The organism is Halioxenophilus aromaticivorans (assembly GCF_042850945.1).
Lineage (GTDB): Bacteria > Pseudomonadota > Gammaproteobacteria > Pseudomonadales > Cellvibrionaceae > Halioxenophilus > Halioxenophilus aromaticivorans.
In genome coordinates this window covers 1,152,425-1,176,459 of record NZ_AP031496.1, presented here as the reverse complement: position 1 = coordinate 1,176,459, position 24,035 = coordinate 1,152,425, and the positions used below count along the sequence as shown (strand labels likewise).

Sequence of the window (24,035 nt, the reverse complement as noted above, 5' to 3'; positions counted from 1 at the left end):
GTGCCTCTATAGGGCACTACAGCCATATTGGTTTGGTTTTCCAGTCCGCCGGGAAGCCCATTTTGTTCACATCGATATTGTGGCTATCAATCAAATCTTTGAGCCGCTGCTTCCAGTGATGGCCTGGGTTGATAACATCCATTAAGTAACCTGTCATTACCAAGGTGTTGTAGAGCTTTCTTAGCCGGCGATCTGTGTCAGGCAATACTTGTAAGCTGGCAGTGAGATCTGTCGGGCCACGCCGGGGCAGCATCATGGTTTTGGTAAAATCCCGATTCCACAGGCGCGCGTGATGGGCAGCATGGTTTCTAACTAACGATAAATGCTCACAGTAGGAAGTCATGATCTTTTCATCGACCCCGTAGACCCGGCTAATTGCCTGACGGTCACTGCGGGCGTTTATATTGGAAAACCACTTGGACAATTGCCCCATGGTCATTAATTCGACCACAGCCCATATAGGCGGTAACAGTTCTTCGTATTTTCTGGTCAGATGCTTAATAAAATCTTCTTTGCTGTTTCTGACATCATTCGACAGTTTCGAAATTGACCCACCGTAGATAACCGGATTGAAAAAGATCTCAGGCTTTAGATGCGGGTGTGCCGTAGCATGGTTGTGACTCAGGTGATACGCCATCTGCGTACGTAGAGACACCTCAATACGCTCAATCGCATCCAGTAGTAAGAGCCTTAACTCGCGGTCAAAGATGTAAACATTAAGCACATCATCAAAGGACGTGCCCGCAATAAACTGATGCGTCTCGTGATCCTGCTCAAACGGCAAACAATACGCTGCGAAACGGTAGTAGTTAAGTTGCGACAGATAAAACTCAGCACTAGCTGAATCAGGAACATGAAGGCCATGATCCTGCAATTTTTGCACTTGCTCGGCAAAAGACTTGGGGGGCTTTGTGAAGGGGACTTTCGATCGAGGAGCCATATTAATGCCCCTCTTGAAGCTGAGGTGCTGAATTTTCAGTCCCCCAGAAATGAGTAACCCCTCGCGGTGCGCTGATCTTACGGGAAGCGGGAGGGGTGTTGTTGCAGCCTAGTATAGTGTTTTGCTTTACCAATGCAAGGGTAAGTTGCAGGGGGAAATAAACTGCCAAACGCCAAAACAAGGTACCGACAAAGCCGACATAAACCCCATAACTCACTGATTTTAAAGATAATAACACTATATCAGCCCCCATTTTATGGTGAACAGGCACTGATCCTCGATATCCATCTTCAATTTGCCTTCAATAGTGTCCAGCAACCCCTCTTTCTTGGTTTCAATCTCTTTAGCCTGCTGGTCATATTCTCGCCATGCTTCGTCACGCTGCTTTTCCAGTTTCTGGGTGCGACGCTGGTAGGCCAGCTTTTCGGGCAGGTTTTTGGCACCACGGGCAAACTTCTTTAACTCGTTGATCTGGCTATCGAAGTCTTTGAGGTTGCCTTTGAGCCCTTTGCGCTTGTCATCGGCCCAGTTGTCGAGCTTATCCATCTCTTGCTCGAAGAAGCTGGCATAGCGGCCCTCTACGTCACCCAGTAATTCCGCCTTGCGAGATTCATAGTCAGACTGAAAATCATGTACAGCAATGTCTGATTGCTCTAACTGAGAATCAAGATTGAACAGGCGCTGCATTTGCTCCTGGCTGAGAGCCTCACCCGCGTCGGTATTGCCGATAAACACCAGATGGTCTTCACTGTCACTGCCGTTAATAGACAACTTATAGAGTGCCAGCTCACCACTCTCCCCTACCAGGGGCTCCAGGCTCTGGGATTGCTGAGGGTGGTTACTGTAGTCGAAGACCAAATGTGATGACGCCAACTGCTGACCACCTAACTGGTCGATCAGGTATTGAGCCAGTGGATGGCCTACTCGATAAATGTGGCTATCTTCAGCCTCAGCGCCGGAACTGCCGCCGGTAAGGGAATATACACCCAGCGGGATGGATGGGGTGGCTTCGGCGGGTAGCTGATTGAGGGTGAAACGGTGCTGGTTGGCTCGCGTCTCTGCTGCCGCGCTTTTCTCACCAAAGTCTGCGAGGTCTCGCAGACCATGTTGTGTCAGCTGCCAGAGCAGTTGGCCGTACTTGTCCAGGTAGGACTTACTCTCCTGTAAATTTACTTTGAGCTTGTCGTGCACTTCAGCATCGAAGTTTTCGAGTAGCTTTTGGCGGGTAGAGTCCATCGCCTCGTTAATCTGATCATCCAGCTCGACCTGTAGCTCTTCAAATTGAAGGTCAATCTGCTGGGGCTCGCGGCAGGTCTGGTAGATTTCTACAATGCGTTTTTCAAAATCAATGCCGGACTCTATCGCCCCGAGCACTTCATCACTGGCACCGAATACCCCGCTGAACAAGCTGAATTTCTCGTCCAACAGCTCGTACACCCGCTGGTCTGCAGCATTGGCCTTATTGAGGAAGTTTATTACGACGACATCGTACTGTTGGCCGTAGCGGTGGCAGCGACCTATGCGCTGCTCGATGCGCTGGGGGTTCCAGGGTAAATCGTAGTTCACCACTAATGAACAGAATTGAAGGTTAATGCCCTCCGCTGCAGCTTCGGTAGCGATCATTATCTGGGCTTCATCTTTGAAGTAATCGACCAAGGCTGCACGCATATCTGCCGTGCGAGAACCGGTGACGCGGTCGCTACCACTGTGCTCCTCGACCCAGTTTTTATAGATACTCTTGGATTTATCATCGCTGTTGGAGCCATTAAACAGCACCAGTTTGTCGCCATAGCCCCTTTCAGAAAGCAGCTCGACCAGATAGTTTTGAGTGCGGCGAGATTCAGTAAAAATTATCGCCTTATGCTCTGCACCCAACTCTTTGGCTTTGGCAAAGCCTGATTCAAGGGCTTCTAACAGCGCTAGGCCTTTGGCATTTTCAGAGATGGAGACCGCCAGGTCGCGAAATACGGATAAGTCATCGATCTCTTTTTCGATGGCAGCGATGTCGTCTTTGGTCAGCGGCTCCTGCTCTTCCTCAATACCGTATTCATCCTCGTACTCATCGAGCAGCTCAAAGTCCTCCTCGATGGATTCAAGCTTTTGTACGAGTTTCTGGTTTTCGCGTAGTTGGCGGTGGAGCTTGTTGACCAGCGAATCCAGGGCACCGGCGATAGCAAAGGTCGACGAGGCCAGTAGTTTGCGCATAACCAGCGTCATCAGCTTGCGCTGGGAGCTGGGCAGAGCACAGAGCTCTGGGCGCTGCAGGTAGTCCGACACCATATCGTACAGGTCTTGCTCTTCCTGCGAGGGCCAGAACTCCTGAGTGATTGGCTGACGGTTGGTGTATTTCACATATTCGAGCACCTGCCTGCGCAGAGTGCGGTGGCACAGTGGCTTGAGCCGGTTTTTAAGGGACTCAAACTGGGCATCGGAGCTGATCCGGGAATATTGCTGCTTGAAGCTCTTCTCATCACCGAAGGCATATTCGTCGATGAAGCTCACCAGCCCGTAGAGTTCCATCAGGCTGTTCTGCAAAGGTGTGGCTGTTAATAGAACCTTAGGCACGTTGGTTAAGGCGGTGCGCAGCGCTCTGGCGGTCTTGTTCTGGGTCTTATAAACGTTTCGTAGCCGGTGAGCTTCATCAAGCACGACCAGATCCCAGGGAACCAGCATCAGCTCTTCCGCATGTCGAGCGGCGAAGGGATATGAACAGATCAGGATCTCGGTATGCTCAAAGGGATTAGCCTTACCTGCCTTGATGGCCGCGTTATAGGTCTTAGCCTCAAGGATATGAGAGGGCAGAAAAAACTTATCGGCCAACTCCTGGCTCCACTGTTTGCGGAGGCTGGCGGGAACGATGATCATCATGCGCCGCTTGCCCTCGGCCCACTTCTGAGAGAGCACTAAGCCCGCTTCAATGGTCTTACCTAGGCCCACTTCATCAGCAAGAATAGCGCCGTTGGACAGTGGTGATTTAAACGCGAATAACGCTGCCTCAACCTGATGGGGGTTTAAATCCACCTGCGCATCCATGAGGGTACCGGCAAACTTTTCCATGCTGTCGGACGAACAGCGTTTGCTCAATTCATGGGCATAGTATTTGGCGTGGTAATCGGTAATCACAAATCAGCTACTCTCGTTCCCTGTTTGGTTATGTTGAGCTTGTATCCACTGCTCTATCTCTGTTTGCTTAAATCGCCACGATGTACCCACTTTAAAACCGGGAAGCTTGCCAGATGCCGCCATGCGGTAGACGGTGCGGTCGTTGACCTTGAGGTATTGCGCGACCTCTTTAACGGTCAGTATTTGATCACCCATTATTATTAAGCCGTACTGGTTATAGGGGTTAAGGCTGTCGAGATAGTACAAGAGGGTACAGGGTTTAGCAAATATCCCTATCAGTAGTGAAGCAATGGCTGTGCACCTGTAGGTAGGAGCAATATACGCTGGCTGTTTGGCAGCTCTTTTTATCGTGTTGAGATGCTCGTGCACCAATAGTAGAAGCAATGCCTACTGATTGCTCGGCAGGGCAAAGCAATGCTCGTGCACCTCTAGTAGCAGAACTGTTCAATCCCTGATCGGAAACACCATTATGAATACCGGTGCACCTAAATTGTAAGGACGCTTACTGTCGGTACACCAGCCGAAGCAATGATGACTCGTTCACCTAGATAGGTAGTAAAGGAAAAAATAATAATGATGGATGATCTCTTAACGTCGTTTTATGTCCGGTTTTAGCCCTAAATAAATTCTGCCTAAGTACATGCTGTCTGGAAATTGATAGCGAGGAAGTACCATGCCAGCCACGACCAGCAGCCGAGACTTTTGCCGCAAACTTTTTACAAACACCGATTTCATCACACTAATCGGTGAATTGGATGACCATTGCCGCCAGCCAAACCGGGGGCCAGATTGGGCGGTTGAACAGGTAATCCGCATCGGTGAATTTGTCGCTCTGGCTTTTCGTCAACATCGTTTTTCGCTGGTCGAAAACCGGATTCCTGCCGAGTGGTTTTTTCTGGAGCCGATTGTTCGAAAACGCAACCCTGCTTGCGGACCAACTGCGAGCTTTTACTGGAGGAAAATACTCAATGAGAACTACTCAAAAAATCGTAGCGAGGGAATCCAGTCACAATATCTACATACAAGAAGAGCAAGTGGGCCTGTTCCACCAATCCTTGCAGATCTCCGGCACTACTCGCTAAACGATTTCAAAGGACAGCTAAATGAGAACAACCGCTGGGCATTGCCTTACCTACTGGAAGCCGAACACATCATGCGATGGGTACGCTGCCAGTATGAATACCACCATCAAGCTCGGATAAATCTGGCTGACTCCAGGCCAAAGGGGTTCCTTGAAAGAGTAATTGGCGAATGGCATGAAAACCATAGGATAAGCAAACAGCGACTGCAGCAGCTTTTCATCGAGGCACCTTTCGATCCCCTCCATGTTCACTGCAATCTCCGCCTCCTTGATAAATCGCCAAACAGCAAACCTAGCTTAATGGAAGAGCTACAAGGGCTTCGAGACAGTATTAGCGATAAAAGGGCCTGGGACGAAATCCCCGACCCCTCCTGGAAAAATGGAGACTTCTAATAATCAAACGGAATTGTTGAATCGAGAGGGTCGATGCCGACTAAGTCATCCACATCCATACCGCTGGGACTACCCCCTGAATCAATCCCTGTTGGTTCACCGTAGGTTAACAACCCCGTTGCTGGGTTAATGCCGTAATCAACGGAGTCTGATTCATTTTTTTCGTCATCTGGGCCAATACACATAAATATCTCCTCTTAATGTGAGATATCAGGCTATCAGAGTGAAAAAAATTGCAAATCACAGCCATTAATTTTTTCCGAAGCCAAAAAACGGCTTGTTAACAACTTTTTGTTTTCTCTGTCCGTGTTGAAATTTCCTCACCTAAAACGCGAGGAGAACCCCATGAACCAAGAGCAATCGAACACCTGTAACTGCCAGACTCCGGCCTGGTATAGCGACTACCGAAATTCAGCCGAGAGGTTATCTACGCTCGCACTTAGCGATACTTCAGGCGGGAGAACAGCAGCCAGCCTGCTGCTCAGTTCACTACAAGGCGAGCACCACTTCGATATCAGCGATCTACTCTATTTCGACGATATAAATTACCAGGCCGCAGTGGCGTATCTCAACGGCATGTATCACACCCGCGAGTACCCCGACAGCCTCTCCCCCCTTTGCAGAGAAAACTTCGCCAAAATCAAACAGCGTCACGCTGAAGAAGAGGAAACCAACCGGGCAATTGATGAGCTCATTAGAGACGCTTAAACCAACAGACGGGTGCACCATTGACCCATTAATTCCACCCATGACACTACGAGACCGGGCTGCTAACGAGCAGCCCATATCACCATGAAAAACTTGATCAAATGTTCAAACAACAGCTTTCAACTACCAGAGGGGTGCTCAATCGCTATCATCTCTGAGAGTGGTGATATTGTCGCGCAGGGGGAGGAAACTGAAAAAATGATTTTTGATTCTGTTGTTGAAGAGACTATTTCGATACTCAAGAAGGGAGTAAAAAAACACAGTTTTCAAAAAGCTCGTCGTTAAGGCATCAACTCAATGTCTTTACCAGCGAATCCACATTCACATCTCTGACCGCGAACCACTCACCACTCTTTCGATGAATTCTCAGTACACGTATCTGACCGCTCCTGAATCGAAGAATTAGATCAATGGGATTTTTATTATCCTCATAAGGCCAATCTGACCCAACAAGCAGAGCTCGGGATACCTCCGCTGCAATACCATCCTGCTCCACCCCATCAATTCCTTTAACGAAAACCTCGATTCTAGAGAAAGATTTAAGAACAAGATTCCGGACTTTCATGCGAGCCTCTGTATCAAGCAGGCCAACATCGGCTTTGATCTTAGCCCACTCCTCCCTGAGGTCTGGCTGATCGGCCTTCCCCAGTACAAGAAGCTCGCTCTCTAGCTCTTGTTTCTGAGTAATCAGCCTGTCTTCTTCGCCTTCTAATTGGCGAAGCTGCGATGCAATTGCCCTTGGTGACTCCTCGCCAAATTCTTCCAGAGCCTCGATAAGGCGCTGAACTTTCCTCTGGTTGGTATCTATTTTCGTCTCAACCGCTATCAATTCCGCCTTTATGGGTCGAAGTTCATCTTTCTTTTCAGCCAAAAGATCTCCAATAGCCATTTGATCAGAACAATATTCCAGGAGGGCTTTTTCGATGGGAACGACTGAACTAGATCCATTTGCAGGGCAATCATAATATTGAGAGGCCCTACAACACTGTACGCGACGATGTCCGTCATTGAGAGTGCCATCCGCTTTAGCTCTGGTCATCAGGTTTTGGCTGTTTACAGAAGAGCCACAATACCCACAGTAGGTAATGCCCATACCCGTTACGATATTAACAATCTGCTTTTGGCCGACTGTCCTTGCTCGATTTTTCCGCTGAACTTGCAGTTCAGCAAATTCTTCACTGGATAAAATTGACGGATAATAGCCTTCAAGAAAATAGGTTTCGCCATCGACGGATATTTGCTTTTCGCCGATTAGGGAACGTAGCTCTTTCAAACGATAGATATGACTTGCACGGGGCGGATTACCTGTAATCGACAATCCTCGCGCATTAAGCTCATCAACCACTTTCTTGCCGCCAAACCCTGCGATATAAAAGCGTATTGCCAGCTTGAGGGCCTCTACGCGGTCTTCGACCAAACTCCATTCCAGGGGATTATCATTAACCAACTTGACCCAGCTGGGATCTTTGCCGTTGCGGATTACGCCGCGATATGAGCCGTCCTGCCATTTATCGCACAGTCTGCTAATAGACAGCTTTACGCGCTTAGCCTTTGTCGCTGACTCCTCATGCGCCCTAATCATCACTAGGACTGAATAAATCAAATCCATTGGATTAGCTTTGAGAAGATCTCTGTTATAATGCTTGCCATCACTGGCCGTAACGACGGTAATACCCGCGTTGATGATCTGAGAAAGAAGAGCCTGGGCATCAATGGGCTCAGCTCGACTCAGTCGATCTAACCCCTCTAGGATCAAGATAGAGCCGGGTGGAACAAGTCCATCCTCAATAGCCTTGAGGAATACACCCAATGCTCCGCGCTGGATATGTTGCTGATGGTATGCACTCAACCCCTCGTCTTTTAGCGTAAGGGATTCGTCGAGCGTATAACCGTGCGTTGCCGCATACTGCTGAGCATACGCCAGCTGACGGTCCATAGAAGAACCTGCAGCCTGCTCCGGCGTACTGAACCGGATATAGCTATACACGATAGTGACTAATGCGGAGCTTGTCGTAAGAACAATGCCTGTCATTGGGATAAACCAACTTAAGTTATTGATTTTAAAAGTATATGACAGAAGAAAAGAAAAGTATAGGATTCGTCTCACTGGGGTGCCCCAAGGCCTTGGTCGATTCAGAGCGAATCCTCACCCAATTGCGTACCGACGGTTACGAAGTGGTGCCAACCTATAACGATGCCGATGTCGTGGTGGTTAACACCTGTGGCTTTATTGACGATGCCAAGCGAGAATCCCTGGACGCCATTGGCGAAGCCATGCGGGAAAATGGCAAGGTGATTGTTACCGGCTGTATGGGCAACGAAGCCGACCGCATTCGTGCAGAACACCCCGGTGTGCTCAGCGTAACCGGCGCCCACGCCTACGAAGAAGTGGTCGGCGCAGTACACGATTTTATCCCTACGGTAAAAGACCACAACCCGCACCTGGATTTAATTCCACCCCAGGGGGTAAAACTCACCCCGCGCCACTACGCCTATTTGAAAATTTCCGAGGGCTGTAACCACCGCTGCAGCTTTTGCATTATTCCATCCCTGCGTGGCGACTTGGTGAGCCGCCCCATTGGCGATGTAATGGATGAGGCCGAGCGCCTGGTAAATGCCGGCGTGCAGGAATTATTGGTAATCAGCCAGGACACCAGTGCCTACGGCGTAGACATTAAATACCGCACCGGTTTTTGGCAGGGCCGCCCCATAAAAACCAATATGCAGGAGCTGTGTGAAGCCCTGGGCAGCATGGGTATTTGGGTCCGGCTGCATTACGTTTACCCTTACCCCCACGTGGACAAAGTGATTCCACTGATGGCCGATGGCTTAATTTTGCCGTACCTGGATATTCCCTTCCAGCATGGCAGCCCCAGCGTTTTGAAAGCCATGAAGCGCCCGGCCCACGCTGAAAAAGCCCTAGAGCGCATCCACAAATGGCGCTCCATCTGCCCGGACATTACCCTGCGCAGCACCTTTATCACCGGCTTCCCCGGCGAAACCGATAAAGACTTTGAGATTTTGTTGGATTTTATAAAAGAAGCGCAGCTAGACCGAGTGGGCTGCTTTACCTATTCGCCGGTTGAAGGCGCCAAAGCCAATGACTTGGCAGACCATGTGCCGGCACACATTGCCCAGGAGCGCCAAGCTGCTTTTATGGCCCTGCAAGCCGAAATTTCTGCGCAGAAGCTGCAAAATAAAATCGGTCAAACCATGGAAATTTTGATCGACGAAGTCGACGAAGAAGGCGCCATTGGCCGCAGCAAAGCCGACGCTCCGGAAATCGACGGCATGGTTTATTTAAACGGCGAAACCGAATTAATGCCCGGCGACCTAGTAACCGCCAAAATTTTCCAGGCCGACGAACATGACCTCTGGGCGGAGCTAGCCCACCCAGAAAGCTAACCCACCCAAAAAAACTAACCGACAAACAAAGCCGGCTAATTAAATGGCCTCGGTCGGCTCCTCGCACAAGTTATAAGTCCGACAGATAAACGCGCTGGGCGCAGCACCAAAGGCATTGTCACTCAATCCCATTTGCATAATAGACTGACTAAAGGCCTGGGTAGCGGTTTGATGTTGGTCTAGCAGGGTTTGTTTTACCGCGTCGCTCACAAACGCGTATTGCAGCGAATTTCTGTGCAGTTGCTGCAGCTCTGGCCAGGATAAATCGTACTCTTTTACCGCGACAAAAAATTCATCGGTAATTTGGCTGTCCCACATACCTCGGTCATCGGTGGACAGAGCCACCGGTACGCCCAAACGCAAATACTCAGGGAACGGATGCTGGCTGTAGTCCGAAACGTACTCCAACAGTAAATTGCTGACCAAATTAATTTCTACTAGGTAAGGGCCATTGCGCATGAGCAATAATGTGTCTGGGTCGCTGATCAGGTTAACGCCATGGCCGATACGTTGTGCGCCCAGCAATAAAGTATCACGCACATGGTGGTTGGGTTCATCCACTTCACCGGCATGGATGGATAAATTCACACCGAAGAACTTGCGCCGCAATTCGCGCAGCGTGGATAAAAACCGCAACGGGTGGCCTTTGTCGTTGTCTTCTCGGCCCACCATATTAATGGCCACCCAACGATCTGGATTATTGTGAATAAATTCATAGCTGCGTTTTAAGTCCTCTTCGGCGGAGCGAGAAAAACGCAGAATGGCCAACTGGAAACGCACTTCCACACCGGTGGCAAGGGCGTCTTCCTGGGCCAGCCGAGCGCGATAAATATCCGCCACTTCTTCCGCGCTAAAAAATTCGCCACTGGGCTGCTGCAGGCCTTCCACAGAGATTTGGGTTTCTAAATAAAGCACGCCTTCTTGGCTAAAGGCGCGCATATTTTGGTAGAGCATCTCCGCCATTAAATGGGGGTTACGAAATAACGCGTTAAGCCTTTGCCAATGAGTCTCAAAAAATTCGTGGCGCCCCTCGGTGGGTTTGTCCAAGCGCAGGCTGTTTTGCCAAGCATTGATTTCAGCAGGGGATAGGTCGGCCAGCGGCTTATACTCGCTTTTTTCGCATTCGTTTAAGCGCTCGTATTCCAGCGCGGTAATATTGCGATACAACAAGTAGTAAGGCATGTACGGCGGGCTGTGCTCGTCCAAGGCGAGGCAGTTTTGGATGCGCACCTTGGTGTAGTATTCATAGCCTCGCTCGGCCTCATCTAACGCCGCCCGATACCACCAATCGGGAAATGCAGAACCCGATAAATGGTTGTGTAAATCGCCACCCTTGGGCATGTGGTATAAAAACTCATACAGCTGGCGATCACTGGCGGAGATTTTGAATTCTTCAAACCACTGGGCAAACTCGTCCTGCTGTTGGGCTTGGGCGATTTCGGTTTCCGTTGCGGTATGGGCCAGTTCAGCCTGCAGTAGACCAGGCATCAGCAATACAGGCGCTATCAGCATTGCCGAGCCACGCGCAATCAACCACTTACAGACATTCATTGTCGGTCCCTTCCAAAGATTTTCAGTTAAGAAAAGTAAGCCAACAGCAGGGGCGAACAACTACCCCAATAACTCAGTTATTAGCCGTAACTAACAGGCCCTAGCATAATTTAACGGTCGAAGATTTTACCCACGGTATTTAGAAACTCGCCTTGCAAATCCACGGTTTCTCTCACACCAATGGCATCGTAGTGCTGCTCCAACCACTGCCCCATGTACTCTCGCCCCTTGTCCCTTAACATGGTTAAAAAGCCCCAATCGGAACTGAATTTACTGGCCACGGATAAATCGCACATGGCGCCCTCGGCGCGCAGGGAGTGCAACAGGATATCTTTAAAGCTGTCTCGATACTCGTCTTTCAGCATGTCTTTTTCGAGCAGCTTTTTAACGAAGGCAATGGATCGCATTTCTTTTATCAGCGATGAATTAAAACTGATTTCATTAATGCGGTTCATAATATCCGGCGCGCTGTGGGGCGTTTCCGGGCGATCGATGGGATTGATGTGTACGATTAAAATATCCCGCGATTGGGTATCGTAAAACAGTGGGTAGAGCGCTGGATTGCCCATGTAGCCGCCATCCCAATAGTCCTCCCCTTCAATGGATACCGCTTTATAAATAAAAGGTAAACAGGCCGAGGCCATGACAACGTCAATGGATAACTCCGGGGTTGAAAACACTCTAAGCTTGCCGGATTGAACGTGGGTAGCGCTGATGTACAGTTTGGTTTTATCGCATTGCTTGAGGGCTTCAAAATCGATGGTTTCGGCCAATACATCGCGCAGAGGGTTAAAGTCGAAGGGGTTTAATTGATAGGGTGAAAACGTGCGGAATAAACCATCGAAGAAACCGTAGGACAGGGAATGGTCCATACTGTTGGTAAAAAACCGCTCCCAGGGCAGTTGTTTAATCGGATTAAACGCCTGCCCGGCCTGATGCACCTGCCACCAAAAATTGTGTAATTTCTCGCGAGCACCGTCTTTGCCGCCCTCCAAATTACCGCTGGCATAGGCAATGGCATTCATCGCACCGGCACTGGCCGCGCAAACACCTTCTATGTCGATTCGGCCATCTTCCAGTAGTGCATCCAATGCACCCCAGGCGAAGGCGCCGTGGGCACCGCCGCCCTGTAACGCTAGGTTGATGGTTTTCGTTTGCTTTTTGCTTGCCGCCATACTTCGGTAACCCCTACCTTCTGCTGAGCTTCGCTGTGCAATTTAAGCACTATGTGCTGAACAGCCATGCAATAAATGGGCGCGCTAGCCCAGGGCTATGACCGCCCGGCGCGCGCCGGGGTTCAACGCGGGCTCAGCCAAACACTTGTGCGCAGTCGACAAACTCGTCGGTGAGCTTAATGTGCTCGGTTATGGAGCTTTTCAAATGGTAATCAAAATCGTAGGGATGGATGGAAATACGCAGCGGCGTGGATTTGGCCAACCAGCGAACGTTGATTTGATTCCAACTCCACAACACCGGCACCCGCCACAGGCGATCGGCCTCGTAGCCGGTAAGCGGCAATGCCTTAAAAGCCCCGGTAGGTGCGTGCAGCAGGCCGCTGGAGTATTCGTAGTATTGAAACGGCAAGGTTTGCAACTGTGCCGGTGTCATCTTCCCCATGGCCCAGGCCGGTGGCACGTACAGCTCCGGCACGCGGAGATTTTGCTCGTCAAACCACTCGTTGTTTCGGGCGATCATATCGGTGATCTCAGCTTGGCTGAGTGACAGATGCTCGGCCACATTGCGAGAAATAAACGCAGAGTGCAGATAATGCTTTAAGCTGGTTTTCTTGTGGATATGGTGATACCAACCGTGGCCGGCCAAACGGTAGCCCTGGTTTTGTAAAGCGTGCAAAGCTTGAATTTGTGCCGGCCTCCAAGCCAAGCCCGGCACCACCAGCAGATAGACTTTATCCGCAGGTACCGATAGCGCCTCCAACCGGCGACAGATGTCTTGCACCCGTTTTAGCGTATCGGGCATTAAATCGTGGATCGACAGCAGGGACTTCATGAACGACGCAGCGATCCCAACAGCGAATACCACATGCCCATACTCCAATCGTTAAGGGCGTTGGCGGCGGAACGGCCTTCACTGGTTTTTTGTTTAATTAACTTAGCATCGATATTTTGCAACGACGCCAGCATATCGCTCAGGCTGGAATGGGGCTCAATAATAAACAAACCTTTGTTGAGATCCGGCCACTGACAAATACCGCAATTGCGGCTTACTACAGTAACTCGGCCACGGGCCATGCTCTCCAGAGCAATGGTGCCGAACGATTCCACGTGGGAAGGCAGCACCAGGCAATCGTGCTGATCAATCCGCGCCATCAATTGCTCTCGGCTTAACCAGCCAAGATACGTAAAATTAGGCAGCTCCCGGGCGGCCTGCTCAATCAGTTTGCGCTCTGGCCCATCACCGGAAACACTAAACTGCAGCGCGGGCTGACTGCGCGCCGCATCGATAATGGCCTGCAGGTTTTTTTCCGCCGCCAAGCGGCCGGCAAAGAGGACTTTTTTAACCTGGGTAACCGGTGCCGAAGGTGGCGTATTGATAAACTGGTAGGCCACCGGAGTACCCACTCGGTAACTCTTTTTACTGCCAAAATCGTCGGCGATTTTTACCATCTCATCGGAGTTGGCCACCACCACATCAGACCAGCGAAACAATAATTTATTGGAAACCCAAAAATAGCCGCGATTGAGGGCCCCCTCAATTTTGCCCCAGTACAAATCCGCCAAAGCCTCGAACCACGTGTGAAAGCCATGCAGCACAATGGCGCCTTGCTTTTGCCCTAAATAGGCTCCGGCCAAACCGATTAATCCCGGCGTGGGCACAATCACCACATCCGGTTTAAACGCCTTCATCTGCTTACTGATTTTAAAAAAGTTGGGAATCAAAAATTTCTGCGTCGTATCCCCCGGTAGGGGCACATTGATCCCGCCTTCCCAACTACCGTCCTCTCTAATAATTGGGCTGATGATGGCTAAATCCGCCACCTCCGGCTGCATATACTGAATTAAATCTTGGTAATAAGCGCCCACGCCGTTGCGCTCTGGAGCAGCGTCGGAAACAATCATCACCCGCATATCTTTTATTTGTTGATGCTGGGCGGGGTCGAGCTTAAGGTCGCTAAGCGTGGTCATTTACACTATCTCTGTGGAGCCAATCAATCGGCTGCTGCCTGACAGCGGCCAAAGGTGTTGAAAACTTTCCTGGGTGCCGGCGCCGGCGGAATACTTCTGGCTGCGGAACTGTTTATTTTGTTGCGCCAGTTGCTGGTAGCGCGCATCCAAATCTGGCGTTAGCGCCAGGCCCGCGTGGCGATACAGACTGTGAATACAGGCCAACAATTGCTCGGTTAACTCACTGAACTCCAACACGTACAGGGTATTACCCGCGGCGGCCCAGCGCTCTATCTCTCGGTAGTAGTGCGCCAGCAATGCGGTAATACGCTGGGTAAACTCTGCGCTGTACACATCGTGGCCAAGCAATTCTAATGCGGGTGTCAGGGAGCGAATCTGTGATGGCAACGCCTGAGCCGGGGTGCGCACGCAAGCCACAATGGTCGCATCCGGAAACACCTCCTTTAAGCTTCCAATCATGGAGGTAAACGAAGGGTTTTTTGCCAGATAGGTTTTATCCTGCCCGTGGAAATACAAATGGCGCTGAACCAACGCCCGGTAAAAACCCAGGATAGCCCGTTTTTGCCAATCGCTGATTTGCTCATCAAAAAAGCCTAAACGCCAGGTTTTGGCATGCTGAGGAAACACCACCATTTGAATAAAACATCCCAGCACCGGTAATAGCAGCAAGAAATCTTCTTCCGCTTCGTCCAATCCCAGCGGGTGCACGTCATCCATCTTTTGGCTAAACCTCAAACGCTTACCGGCCAACAGCCGTTTACCAAGGCCAAGCAAGGGCGCGGCAAACCAGCCTAGGGCACGCGCCACATAGCGCTGACTAATGGCCGGCGTCAGCAGGCATTCTTGCAAGGTGGTGGTGGTGAACTGAGAGTCATCGCCCAGGGTTCGCTGTAAAAACGTAGTGCCGCTGCGCGGAACCCCAACAATAAATACCGGCTTGCTAACAACCACCCGTCGGTAACCGGCAAACACCAACTCATCCACCAGCAAAAAAAACCAGTGCAAATGCAGCAACAGCAAAACCACCGGTAATCCAATCACCAGCATCAGCACATTGCGCAGGCTCGCCCACTGTAAACCGGCCCACAGATGGCGCAGCTGCCAGCCCCAATAGTGAAGCCAGTTAATCCACAGCAAGCAGTAGCCGTTAAACATTATTGCTGCCTGCCACTGCGGTTAGTCACCCACATTCGTATAACCCTAATGATCCGATTCCTGGCTTGGACACTGCGCCCCTGGTGTAGGTGCCAAAGGGTTACCTACTAATGTGACCAAAATGCTACAAAAGCGGCGCGATTTACAAAAAAAGCGGCCTATTTTCGCAATAGCCGCCGTCGGTTTGCCCCAAGCTTGCAGCCATCTGCAGCTGCACAAGCTTGGTGCTGTTTGGAGGCGAAGGATAACACCTTTGGCGCACGGGTGCGCAACCGTACAACTGGCTTGCCAATGGTTTACCCCGTTGCCGCCCTTGCGCATAATAAACACCACTGTTGTATCAAAACCATAAAACCAAACTCCCAATACAAGAAGAGGAAAGCACTATGAACCTAGGCTCCATAGAAGATCGTTTGGCCATAAGAGAGCTGGTGGAATCCTTCGCTCACGAAGCCATGCGCACCAATCCAGACACCTGGGGCGCCACCTGGGCGGATAGCGAACAGTGCTCGTGGAAGTTGGTGTCTTTCCCAGAGCCAGTCATAGGCAAAACCGCCATCGTTGAAAAGTTTGCCCAGGTGATGGCCTATGTGGACTTTTTGAGCATGATCTCGGTGCCGGCGGATATGGTCATCGACGGTGACCATGCCACAGGCAAGGCCTACTGCCGGGAGTGGGTGGCGGCCAGAAATGGGGCTCACAAACACTTGGTTGGCTGCTACCATGACCAATACATAAAACAGAATAATGTCTGGCGATTCCTCACCCGGCGCTATGAAATTCTGGGCCAGTCCCAACCAGACTCCTAAGGCTTATATAGGGTTCAGCCACAGACCGGAGACTACCTTAATGTTGATTTTACGTGTTGCTCTATGGCTGTTACTTATCACCGCCACAGCCGCTAACTCGGAGGTAATCCACAAGGCCGAACACGGTTTTAATTTGGTCATCACCGGCTCCACCGATGCCAGCCCAGAGCAAACCTACCAGCAGTTTTTAAAGGTACAGGACTGGTGGATCGCCAGCCACACCCGGTTTGGCAAGGCAGAGAACCTATCCATTGATGCCCGCGCCGGTGGCTGCTTTTGTGAAATACAGGGCCAAAAGCAAGTGCAGCATATGGTGGTGGCCATGGTGAATCCGGGCCAAGAAGTGCAACTGCTGCGCGGCCTGGGGCCACTGCAAATGATGGACTTACACGGCGCCATGAGCTGGAGATTTGAGCCCCTTGCCAATGGCGGTACGCAAATCACCCAAAGCTACAATGTCTCTGGCTTTTACCCCGATGGCTTACAATCCTTGGCCGGCGTTGTAGACTCCGTGCAATCCGCACAGTTGAACGCGCTAATCGCCAAATTACAATCAGCCAACCCATGACCAAACACAGTTTTGAAGCCTTTGGCCTCACCATTTTGCAAAACGCCCACCCAGATATCCGCCGCTTAAAAAAACGCTATCCCGGCCACAGCTTGCACGGCAACAAAGTGTGGCAGAGCTCGTTTGTGTTAATGGACTACTTGAAAGAGTACCCGTTGGAGCCCGGTAGCAGTGTGCTGGAGGTGGGTTGTGGCTGGGGCCTGGCCGGTATTTACTGCGCCAAGCAATTTGAGGCCGCCGTTGTTGCCTTGGACGCCGATGAAAATGTCTTGCCCTATTTGGAGCACCATGCCGAACTCAATGGCGCTGAGCTGAATACCATCGCCATTGATATAGCTGATATTACCCCAGACCAACTGGCTGGCTTCGATGTGATCATCGGCACCGACATTTGTTTTTGGGATAGCCTAACCGAAACCGTGGCTGAGCTGGTGGCCAAAGCACACACCGCCGGTGTGCCACGTACCATACTCACCGACCCCGGCCGACCATCGTTTAGAACCATGGCAGAACAATGCCAGGCGCAATTTGGTGGCTTTTACAGCGATTGGGCGGTGCCCGCGCCGCTCAATACCTGGGGCCTAGTGCTAGAGGTAGCCGGTGACAATACGGCCTAAATCGGCGCTAAGTTTCTTTGCTCAATAATTAGGGGCTACAGCGCAAGCGCCATTAACGCGATGGCACAGCCAAAACCCACCATCCAACTTAGCGAGCGTAAGGTGGCCAGGTTCGCCAAATAAAACGTGAGATAGCACAGACGCGCCACGATATGCAGCACACACAACAACTGCACAGTAGCCAAGTTCGCCTCAGCCCACAGAGCAATAAGGACACCCGCAGCAAAGGTAGGGAACGCCTCAAACGCATTGTTTTGCGCCGCTAACGCCCTAGCGCCTAAACCACTGAGCCCAGCCTGCTGTGCCCGCGGATTGTTGTTGTCATAACCGCCCTCTTGTTTGGCTTGTAGGTAGCCCAAGGGCGCTTTGGCTAACAGCGGCGTGAACGCGGCAATAATTAAACAAATCACAATAATGGTCATGGATTATCCTTTTTAGCTTATCAATAACAAAATGGCTCTCGGCCTAGAGCAACGGTTCCTTTTCAGTGTTTGCGTTGTCTTCATCGGCGAGCTGCAGAGGAAAAGCACGATTGCCAGTAATAATGTGCAAACATTGTGAAAGTTTATCGCACCTATTACACCACTTTATACCCTGGGTTAGCATATCGATAATGGTGTAACATCAATGAATAACCAGTTCCTAGCCAGGCAGTTTGTTCTGCAAAGCAGTTCTCTGGCGGAGCACTAGCGTGGCACAAGGAGCTGCTGCCAAATTCGATGGCAGCTGTCATCAACACTGAAACAAGTAAGTGAATGCATCGACAGGTTTCGTCTCGGCCTTTTACTTTAACTGTGTATTTCGACCCCGCGAAACCGTAATGATGCTGTCTCAGGATGATAACTAACCTACACACACGGAACCCTCTCCATGGATAACCCCTTGCGTCTTCGCGTAGCCCACGCTGCTTTACTGGCTTGCCTACTTAGCCCTTGTCTTTCCTACGCACAAAACACAGCACCGGTTTCCGTCGCCGAACCACAAAGCCAAGCCGCTAGCCAATCCATTCAACTATCCGGCACCGTGCGTGCGGTTCAAGTGTCTAACCTGTCTGCCCGAGTGGATGGCGCAGTGGACAAGCTCTTAATTGATGACGGCAGCCGAGTGCAAGCCGGCGACGTATTAATTGAGCTTGACGACAGCTTGGAAAAAATTGAATTGTCGCGTCTGCGAGCGGAGTTGGAACGCGCCCAGGCGGAGGCCGGTGAGGCCCAACGATTGGTGAGCGAAGCTCAGCGGTTAAGCCAACAAAAGCACATCGCATTAACCGAGTTGGCCCTGCGCCAGGCCAACCAAGCAACTACACAGGCAGCATTAAAAGGGGCCCAAGCCGCCGTGGCCGCACAGCAACAGCGTTTGCAATACCATAAAATTACCGCGCCCTTCACCGGCGTGGTGAGCCAGCGACTCACCGAGCAAGGCGAATGGATTACTCGCGGCACTGCGGTTTTAGAGTTAGTCGCCACCGAGGCAACCTACCTGGATGTGGAAATCCCCCAGAGTTTGTTTTACAGCCTAAGCAGCAATACCCAGGTAGAAATTAAACCGGACACAAACCCAAACACAATACTGCCCGCGCGCATACACACCAGCATTCCTGTTGCCAACGCCGTAAGCCGAACCTTTCGCCTGCGCTTGGTGGCAGATAACCCAGGCAATGCCCTACCTCCGGGCAGCTCGGCAACGGCAACCTTCAGCACCGCACAGGCCGACGACTCTGTGTTAACCGTGCCCCGCGACGCCATACTGCGCAACCCAGATAACAGCTTTGCGGTGTTTATTGTCGACGAGCAAAGCGACCCCGCCATCGCCAAGCGCCAACCGGTAAAGGTGGGCCAGATACTGGGCGACCAAATAGAAGTTATCTCCGGCCTGGACGCCAATAGCCAAGTGGTTGTGCGCGGTAATGAGATTTTGCGCAACAACCAACCGATAAAAATCGTACGCTAATTACAGGAAATTATTATGTTTCAAGCCAGCGTTCGCGAAGGCATTATCGTTAGTGTTACGGTATTAATCATTTGCGTGTTGGGCATTACCTCGGCCCTGCAAATCCCGGTGCAAATGATCCCGGATTTAGAAGTGCGCACCATCGGCGTTCGTACTGGGTGGCCTGGCGCCACACCACAGGACGTAGAAAAAGAAATTTTATTGGAGCAAGAACGCTACCTGCGTACCGTACCCAACCTACAACGCATGTCGTCGGAGGCAGAAACCGGCAGCGCCAGCATCGACTTGGAATTTCCATTTGGGGTCGATATCAACCAAACCTTAATCGAAGTCAGCAATGCCCTGAGCCAGGTGCCAGCCTACCCAGAAAACGTCGATCAACCGCGCTTGGTCAGCAGCTCGTTTTCGGCTAACTCGTTCATCTATTTTGCGGTGGTGCCACTGCCTGGCAACCCTCTGGGCTTGGACATGGATATGATGTACGACTTTGTCGACGATTTTATTCGGCCCATTATGGAACGCGTGGACGGCATCTCTGAGGTAGAAGTACGCGGCGGCGCCGAGCGCCAGGTGCAAATTTTAATTGACCCCATCAAGCTGGCGCAGCGGGGTTTAACCTTGTCTGAAGTACGGGCTCGTATCCGCGCCCGCAACGCCGACCGATCCGCCGGCGATGTCGAAAGCGGCAAGCGTCGATATTTAATTCGTACCGTGGGCCGGTACGATGATTTAACCGAATTAGAAGACACCATTCTTCGCCAACAGGATAACGCCACGGTGCGTTTAAAAGACGTCGCCAACGTTGTGTTGGACCACTACGAGGTGCGCAACAATACCTACCGTGAAGGCGAAAAAGGCCTGCGCATGGCGGTGAATCGCGAAACCGGCGCCAATGTTATCGACATTAAAAAAGACCTTTGGCCCATTGTGGATGATATGCAAGAAGGCATATTAAAAGACAATGGCCTGCGCATGGTACTGGTGGGCGAGGACGTGCGCTATGTGCAGGATTCCATTAAAAACGTATGGACCAATTTGGCTCTTGGAGCCTTTTTAGCCACCGCCATAATGTACTTGTTTTTGCGCAGCGCCAAAGCGACTCTGGTGGGTGTGTTAAGTATCCCTATTTGCACCATTGCCGCGTTTTTCGGCCTGCTGATTTTTGGCCGCACCATCAACGTTATTTCCCTGGCCGGCGTAGCCTTTGCCATTGGCATGACGGTGGACAATACCATTGTGGTTTTGGAGAGTATCGAGCAGGCCCGCCGTCGGGGCTTGGCATTATTCGACGCCGCCGTTGCCGGCGTACAAGAGGTGTGGTCGGCGGTACTGGCGTCGTCGATGACCACGATTTTGGTGTTTGCGCCGATACTGTTTATCAAGGAAGAAGCCGGCCAATTGTATTCTGACATTGCCATTGCCATTTCGGCGGCCATCCTCGCCTCTATGCTTGTGGCCATCACCGTAGTACCGGCGGCCAGTGCGCGGCTGGGATTTGGTAAAGAAACCGACAATTCCACGGTGGATGGTCTAAGCAGAAAAATTATGGCCATGGTGACTTGGTTAACGCAAACACTCACCCGCCGTATGGTAACCATGGCCATCGCCGTAATCACTACTCTGGTTGCCGCGATTATCTTAATGCCACCGGCGGAGTATCTGCCCGAGGGTGAAGAACCCAAGGCATTTTCCATGATGATCGCGCCACCGGGTTACAACATGAGCGAAATGGAAATCATCGGTACCGATGTACGCAAAACCTTAGAAGACAACGTCGATACCGACCCAGAATTATTTCACCAAGGTAAAAAACCATTACCGTCGCTGAAGTACTATTTTATGTCGGTGAACTCTGGTGGCGTTTGGGTGATGAGCGAGCCCACAGAGGGCGACGACATAGGGCCAATGATGGCAAGCCTCACCGATTATATGCGCCAATACCCGGGTATGAGGGCGTTTTCCTCCCGCGGTTCCATTATCAGTAGCAACAACGGTGGCACACGGGCGGTTAATCTGGATATTTCTGGCCCAGATTTGGCCACGCTTTATACCACTGGAGAAAACGCCTATCGCCGAGCGGAAGAACTGTTTACCAACCCACAAATTCAATCAGAACCGTCGTCGCTATCGCTGGACCAACCACTGGTGGAGGTCAAACCGAATTGGGAGCGGCTGGCAGAATATGGGCTATCGGCGGATGAATTTGGCTACGCCGTTGCCGCGTTGAGCGATGGCGCGTTTGTGGATGAGTTCTTTTTTAACGACGATAAAATCGACATCTTTTTGTTAAGCGACGCCGGCCAAAACCGACAGCTCGACAACATGGCCGACCTGCCCATAATGACGCCCAACGCTGGCTTTTTGCCGCTCAGCGCCCTGGCCGATTTAACCGAAACCGTGGACAGCGCCTCGGTGCGCCGCATTGATGGTCACCGCACCGTAACCTTGCGTATTATTCCACCGCGCGATGTCGCCCTGGAAACCGCCGTGGCTCGAGTGCAATCGGAGCTGATCCCAGCCATGCGCGCCGCCGGCGAATTACCGCAGGATGTTAACATTACCATTTCCGGTGCAGCCGACCAATTACAGGCCACACAAACGGCATTAAAAGATAATTTTACCGTAGCCTTAATTTTGATTTATTTATTGTTGGTGGCGATATTTAAGCACTGGGGCTACCCGTTGATTATCCTGGCCACCATTCCATTGGGCTTGGCAGGTGGCCTCGTCGGCTTAGTATTGCTCAATGTACTGGGGCTTTCGCAACCCTTCGACATGATCACCATGCTGGGCTTTTTAATACTGCTGGGCACCGTGGTGAATAACCCGATATTGATCGTCGATCAAACCCGACGTAATTTGGCCCAGGCCGATACTTCCGTGCAAGACGCCGTTATCGGCGCTATCAGCACCCGCCTACGGCCGATTTTAATGTCAACCTTCACCACTATTTTTGGCCTGGCGCCGCTGGTCTTGATCCCCGGCGCAGGCTCTGAATTGTACCGAGGAGTGGGCATTGTGGTGCTGGCGGGGATACTGTGTTCCACCATCATCACCCTAACCTTTTTACCCTGCTTTTTGATTTGGGTAACCAAAACCCGCATCAAATACAGCGCTGACGAATCCGCTACGCCGACGGGTTAACGGCTTGTGCGCGGCGAATTTGCCGCCGTACTGGCAACCAAACCCAAAATAAAGCCACTAGGGCCAGCGCCGCCATTGCGTTGAGCGTGGTGGCAAAACCTACATGGTCTGCCACCGCCCCCACCCCAAAGGTGCCGATGGCGGGGCTGCCCATGGAGCACACCGTCCACAGGCTCATCACCCGGCCGCGCATATCGTCGGCTACCGTCAACTGCGCCAGAGCCTGGCTAGAAATCCCCGTCACCGTGGTAACCAAACTCACTACGCCCACCAACAACGCCAATAACCAGAGCTGCGCCGCCATATACAGCGGCACCAAACTCACCGCAGCAACCGCCAAGCCTGCGATAACAATGCGAAATAACAACCCGTGGTTATCTCTTAGCCGCGCAATGATCAAGCCACCAATGATGGAACCCACACCGGCAGCGGCGGTAAGCCAAGCCAGCTCACTGGCAGAACCGCCCAATAATTTACCCGACAGCGCCGGCAACAACTCCAACAATGTGCGCCCCAGCAAGCCATTAAACACCGTTAACAACAGTATCAACCGAATGACCGGGCGCCCGGCGCTGGTCCGTATGCCTTCTAGCAACTCCGCTAAAATACTTTTGTGTTGTACCGTACTGGGTTGGTAATCCAGCTTAACCCGAGTCAACGCGATGGTGGAGGCCAGGTAAGCCCCGGTGGCAAACAACAACGTAAATACCACCGATGCATTGGCAATTAACGCACCGCTTAGAGCTGGCCCCAACACCCGCGAGGTATTAAACATGGTGGCGGACAAGCCAATGGCGCTGGGCAGGGCTTGCCGCCCCACGATGCGCGGAATAAACGCTAACCGAATGGGGTGATGCGCAGCACTCACCGCCCCCACCAGCACACTGGCAACCAATAAAACCGGTAGGGAAAACATGCCCAAGGCCATGGCCAAAGCCACTAACCCCGCCACCACACCTTGGCTGAGGGTGGTTACTAACAAGCCGTTGCGAGGATTAAATCGATCCGATAACACGCCGAAAATCGGCGACAACAAAAACGTTGGCAACAACATCCCGGCGCTGGCCACGCCCACCCAAAACACCGTGTGGGTTAAATCCCAAGCCAGCCACCCCAAACTAAAACGCACCATCCAACTGGCCAGGGTACCCAGGCAGGAGGCTAAAAAGTAGCGACGATACAAAGGCTCACGCAGCGCAGAATGCGACTGCACAGAAAACAACAAAGCGAATTCCTTAACGGTTGGAACTGAACTAAAGCGGGTATTGTACCCTACGCCAGCTGAACCGGGGCGTAAGTGAGCACCGGTCGACCAATTGACACTTATTCCATTGACCGAGAAAGGATAATGAGTCATAAATAACGAACATTCAATCTCGACAAATGAGTGTTCCATAAGGGCCCGAAAAGCCCCCGCCTCACCGGTCGAGTTCATCTGAAAATGGGAG

Annotated in this window: 21 protein-coding genes; 9 read left to right on the top strand and 12 right to left on the bottom strand. The window is 51.5% G+C overall.

Annotated elements, in window-relative coordinates:
• Positions 1 to 16: 16 nt before the first annotated feature.
• From ACGHM3_RS05180 to mads1, 3 genes are all read right to left on the bottom strand, one after another.
• Positions 17 to 940: an Abi family protein gene (locus tag ACGHM3_RS05180; protein WP_345427668.1), complete on the bottom strand. Its 924-nt coding sequence runs from the start codon at positions 938 to 940 to the stop codon at positions 17 to 19.
• 237 nt (positions 941 to 1,177) lie between these two features.
• Positions 1,178 to 4,063, bottom strand: coding sequence for an SNF2-related protein (locus tag ACGHM3_RS05175; RefSeq protein ID WP_345427670.1), 2,886 nt, complete (start codon positions 4,061 to 4,063; stop codon positions 1,178 to 1,180).
• A gap of 3 nt (positions 4,064 to 4,066) precedes the next feature.
• Positions 4,067 to 4,258 (bottom strand): methylation-associated defense system helix-turn-helix domain-containing protein MAD1, encoded by a 192-nt coding sequence (mads1, locus tag ACGHM3_RS05170; protein WP_345427671.1) that lies wholly within the window; start codon positions 4,256 to 4,258, stop codon positions 4,067 to 4,069.
• 478 nt (positions 4,259 to 4,736) lie between these two features.
• On the opposite strand from mads1, the gene ACGHM3_RS05165 reads away from it, so the two are divergent.
• Positions 4,737 to 5,537: a hypothetical protein gene (locus ACGHM3_RS05165; protein ID WP_345427672.1), complete on the top strand. Its 801-nt coding sequence runs from the start codon at positions 4,737 to 4,739 to the stop codon at positions 5,535 to 5,537.
• Here the strand turns inward: ACGHM3_RS05165 and ACGHM3_RS05160 are convergent.
• Positions 5,534 to 5,722 (bottom strand): hypothetical protein, encoded by a 189-nt coding sequence (locus ACGHM3_RS05160; RefSeq protein WP_345427673.1) that lies wholly within the window; start codon positions 5,720 to 5,722, stop codon positions 5,534 to 5,536. The two genes, ACGHM3_RS05165 and ACGHM3_RS05160, sit on opposite strands and share 4 nt — an antisense overlap.
• A 160-nt stretch (positions 5,723 to 5,882) precedes the next feature.
• Here ACGHM3_RS05160 and ACGHM3_RS05155 point away from each other — a divergent pair, with 160 nt between their 5' ends.
• Together ACGHM3_RS05155 and ACGHM3_RS05150 are read left to right on the top strand one after the other, a co-directional pair.
• Entirely contained in the window at positions 5,883 to 6,245 is a 363-nt protein-coding gene (locus ACGHM3_RS05155) for a hypothetical protein (protein ID WP_345427674.1), read from the top strand.
• A gap of 84 nt (positions 6,246 to 6,329) precedes the next feature.
• Positions 6,330 to 6,530: a hypothetical protein gene (locus tag ACGHM3_RS05150; RefSeq protein WP_345427675.1), complete on the top strand. Its 201-nt coding sequence runs from the start codon at positions 6,330 to 6,332 to the stop codon at positions 6,528 to 6,530.
• A 4-nt stretch (positions 6,531 to 6,534) separates the two neighbouring features.
• On the opposite strand, the gene ACGHM3_RS05145 is transcribed toward ACGHM3_RS05150, so the two are convergent.
• Positions 6,535 to 8,277: a recombinase family protein gene (locus ACGHM3_RS05145; RefSeq protein ID WP_345427677.1), complete on the bottom strand. Its 1,743-nt coding sequence runs from the start codon at positions 8,275 to 8,277 to the stop codon at positions 6,535 to 6,537.
• A gap of 38 nt (positions 8,278 to 8,315) precedes the next feature.
• Between ACGHM3_RS05145 and rimO the strand changes: the two genes are divergently transcribed.
• A complete protein-coding gene (gene rimO / locus ACGHM3_RS05140; protein ID WP_345427678.1) occupies positions 8,316 to 9,650 on the top strand; it encodes a 30S ribosomal protein S12 methylthiotransferase RimO in 1,335 nt (444 codons plus the stop codon).
• A 39-nt stretch (positions 9,651 to 9,689) separates the two neighbouring features.
• Here rimO and ACGHM3_RS05135 read toward each other — a convergent pair whose 3' ends face one another.
• The 5 genes from ACGHM3_RS05135 to ACGHM3_RS05115 all read right to left on the bottom strand — a co-directional run bounded on the left by ACGHM3_RS05135 (position 9,690) and on the right by ACGHM3_RS05115 (position 15,499).
• Positions 9,690 to 11,201 (bottom strand): adenosine deaminase, encoded by a 1,512-nt coding sequence (locus ACGHM3_RS05135; RefSeq protein ID WP_345427679.1) that lies wholly within the window; start codon positions 11,199 to 11,201, stop codon positions 9,690 to 9,692.
• Between the two features lie 110 nt (positions 11,202 to 11,311).
• A complete protein-coding gene (locus ACGHM3_RS05130; RefSeq protein WP_345427680.1) occupies positions 11,312 to 12,376 on the bottom strand; it encodes a patatin-like phospholipase family protein in 1,065 nt (354 codons plus the stop codon).
• A 133-nt stretch (positions 12,377 to 12,509) separates the two neighbouring features.
• Positions 12,510 to 13,208 (bottom strand): polysaccharide deacetylase family protein, encoded by a 699-nt coding sequence (locus ACGHM3_RS05125; RefSeq protein ID WP_345427681.1) that lies wholly within the window; start codon positions 13,206 to 13,208, stop codon positions 12,510 to 12,512.
• Positions 13,205 to 14,344, bottom strand: coding sequence for a glycosyltransferase (locus tag ACGHM3_RS05120; protein WP_345427682.1), 1,140 nt, complete (start codon positions 14,342 to 14,344; stop codon positions 13,205 to 13,207). The genes ACGHM3_RS05125 and ACGHM3_RS05120 overlap by 4 nt, the downstream gene beginning before the upstream one ends.
• Positions 14,345 to 15,499, bottom strand: a complete 1,155-nt coding sequence (locus ACGHM3_RS05115; RefSeq protein WP_345427683.1) for a sulfotransferase — start codon at positions 15,497 to 15,499, stop codon at positions 14,345 to 14,347.
• A 386-nt stretch (positions 15,500 to 15,885) separates the two neighbouring features.
• Between ACGHM3_RS05115 and ACGHM3_RS05110 the strand changes: the two genes are divergently transcribed.
• Genes ACGHM3_RS05110 through ACGHM3_RS05100 form a run of 3 tightly spaced genes read left to right on the top strand, consistent with a single transcriptional unit; the run spans position 15,886 to position 17,493 of the window.
• Positions 15,886 to 16,308 (top strand): nuclear transport factor 2 family protein, encoded by a 423-nt coding sequence (locus ACGHM3_RS05110; RefSeq protein ID WP_345427685.1) that lies wholly within the window; start codon positions 15,886 to 15,888, stop codon positions 16,306 to 16,308.
• 40 nt (positions 16,309 to 16,348) lie between these two features.
• On the top strand, positions 16,349 to 16,876 hold the full coding sequence (locus tag ACGHM3_RS05105) for a hypothetical protein (RefSeq protein WP_345427686.1): 528 nt from the start codon (positions 16,349 to 16,351) through the stop codon (positions 16,874 to 16,876).
• A complete protein-coding gene (locus ACGHM3_RS05100; RefSeq protein ID WP_345427687.1) occupies positions 16,873 to 17,493 on the top strand; it encodes a methyltransferase domain-containing protein in 621 nt (206 codons plus the stop codon). The genes ACGHM3_RS05105 and ACGHM3_RS05100 overlap by 4 nt, the downstream gene beginning before the upstream one ends.
• 35 nt (positions 17,494 to 17,528) lie before the next feature.
• Here the strand turns inward: ACGHM3_RS05100 and ACGHM3_RS05095 are convergent, their stop codons facing one another.
• Positions 17,529 to 17,915: an MAPEG family protein gene (locus ACGHM3_RS05095; RefSeq protein ID WP_345427688.1), complete on the bottom strand. Its 387-nt coding sequence runs from the start codon at positions 17,913 to 17,915 to the stop codon at positions 17,529 to 17,531.
• A gap of 448 nt (positions 17,916 to 18,363) precedes the next feature.
• On the opposite strand from ACGHM3_RS05095, the gene ACGHM3_RS05090 reads away from it, so the two are divergent.
• The gene (locus tag ACGHM3_RS05090; protein WP_345427689.1) at positions 18,364 to 19,443 is read left to right on the top strand and encodes an efflux RND transporter periplasmic adaptor subunit; all 1,080 of its coding nucleotides are present in this window, start codon (positions 18,364 to 18,366) and stop codon (positions 19,441 to 19,443) included.
• Positions 19,444 to 19,458: 15 nt separating this feature from the next.
• On the top strand, positions 19,459 to 22,587 hold the full coding sequence (locus tag ACGHM3_RS05085) for an efflux RND transporter permease subunit (protein ID WP_345427691.1): 3,129 nt from the start codon (positions 19,459 to 19,461) through the stop codon (positions 22,585 to 22,587).
• On the opposite strand, the gene ACGHM3_RS05080 is transcribed toward ACGHM3_RS05085, so the two are convergent.
• Positions 22,571 to 23,812, bottom strand: a complete 1,242-nt coding sequence (locus ACGHM3_RS05080) for an MFS transporter (RefSeq protein ID WP_345427692.1) — start codon at positions 23,810 to 23,812, stop codon at positions 22,571 to 22,573. The genes ACGHM3_RS05085 and ACGHM3_RS05080 overlap by 17 nt on opposite strands.
• Between the last annotated feature and the right edge of the window lie 223 nt (positions 23,813 to 24,035).

Coding starts and splice junctions, on each gene's coding strand:
- ACGHM3_RS05180 (WP_345427668.1), bottom strand. CDS start 940: ATGGCTCCTCGATCGAAAGTCCCCTTCACAAAGCCCCCCAAGTCTTTT.
- mads1 (WP_345427671.1), bottom strand. CDS start 4,258: ATGGGTGATCAAATACTGACCGTTAAAGAGGTCGCGCAATACCTCAAG.
- ACGHM3_RS05165 (WP_345427672.1), top strand. CDS start 4,737: ATGCCAGCCACGACCAGCAGCCGAGACTTTTGCCGCAAACTTTTTACA.
- ACGHM3_RS05160 (WP_345427673.1), bottom strand. CDS start 5,722: ATGTGTATTGGCCCAGATGACGAAAAAAATGAATCAGACTCCGTTGAT.
- ACGHM3_RS05155 (WP_345427674.1), top strand. CDS start 5,883: ATGAACCAAGAGCAATCGAACACCTGTAACTGCCAGACTCCGGCCTGG.
- ACGHM3_RS05150 (WP_345427675.1), top strand. CDS start 6,330: ATGAAAAACTTGATCAAATGTTCAAACAACAGCTTTCAACTACCAGAG.
- ACGHM3_RS05145 (WP_345427677.1), bottom strand. CDS start 8,277: ATGACAGGCATTGTTCTTACGACAAGCTCCGCATTAGTCACTATCGTG.
- rimO (WP_345427678.1), top strand. CDS start 8,316: ATGACAGAAGAAAAGAAAAGTATAGGATTCGTCTCACTGGGGTGCCCC.
- ACGHM3_RS05135 (WP_345427679.1), bottom strand. CDS start 11,201: ATGAATGTCTGTAAGTGGTTGATTGCGCGTGGCTCGGCAATGCTGATA.
- ACGHM3_RS05130 (WP_345427680.1), bottom strand. CDS start 12,376: ATGGCGGCAAGCAAAAAGCAAACGAAAACCATCAACCTAGCGTTACAG.
- ACGHM3_RS05125 (WP_345427681.1), bottom strand. CDS start 13,208: ATGAAGTCCCTGCTGTCGATCCACGATTTAATGCCCGATACGCTAAAA.
- ACGHM3_RS05120 (WP_345427682.1), bottom strand. CDS start 14,344: ATGACCACGCTTAGCGACCTTAAGCTCGACCCCGCCCAGCATCAACAA.
- ACGHM3_RS05115 (WP_345427683.1), bottom strand. CDS start 15,499: ATGTTTAACGGCTACTGCTTGCTGTGGATTAACTGGCTTCACTATTGG.
- ACGHM3_RS05110 (WP_345427685.1), top strand. CDS start 15,886: ATGAACCTAGGCTCCATAGAAGATCGTTTGGCCATAAGAGAGCTGGTG.
- ACGHM3_RS05105 (WP_345427686.1), top strand. CDS start 16,349: ATGTTGATTTTACGTGTTGCTCTATGGCTGTTACTTATCACCGCCACA.
- ACGHM3_RS05100 (WP_345427687.1), top strand. CDS start 16,873: ATGACCAAACACAGTTTTGAAGCCTTTGGCCTCACCATTTTGCAAAAC.
- ACGHM3_RS05095 (WP_345427688.1), bottom strand. CDS start 17,915: ATGACCATTATTGTGATTTGTTTAATTATTGCCGCGTTCACGCCGCTG.
- ACGHM3_RS05090 (WP_345427689.1), top strand. CDS start 18,364: ATGGATAACCCCTTGCGTCTTCGCGTAGCCCACGCTGCTTTACTGGCT.
- ACGHM3_RS05085 (WP_345427691.1), top strand. CDS start 19,459: ATGTTTCAAGCCAGCGTTCGCGAAGGCATTATCGTTAGTGTTACGGTA.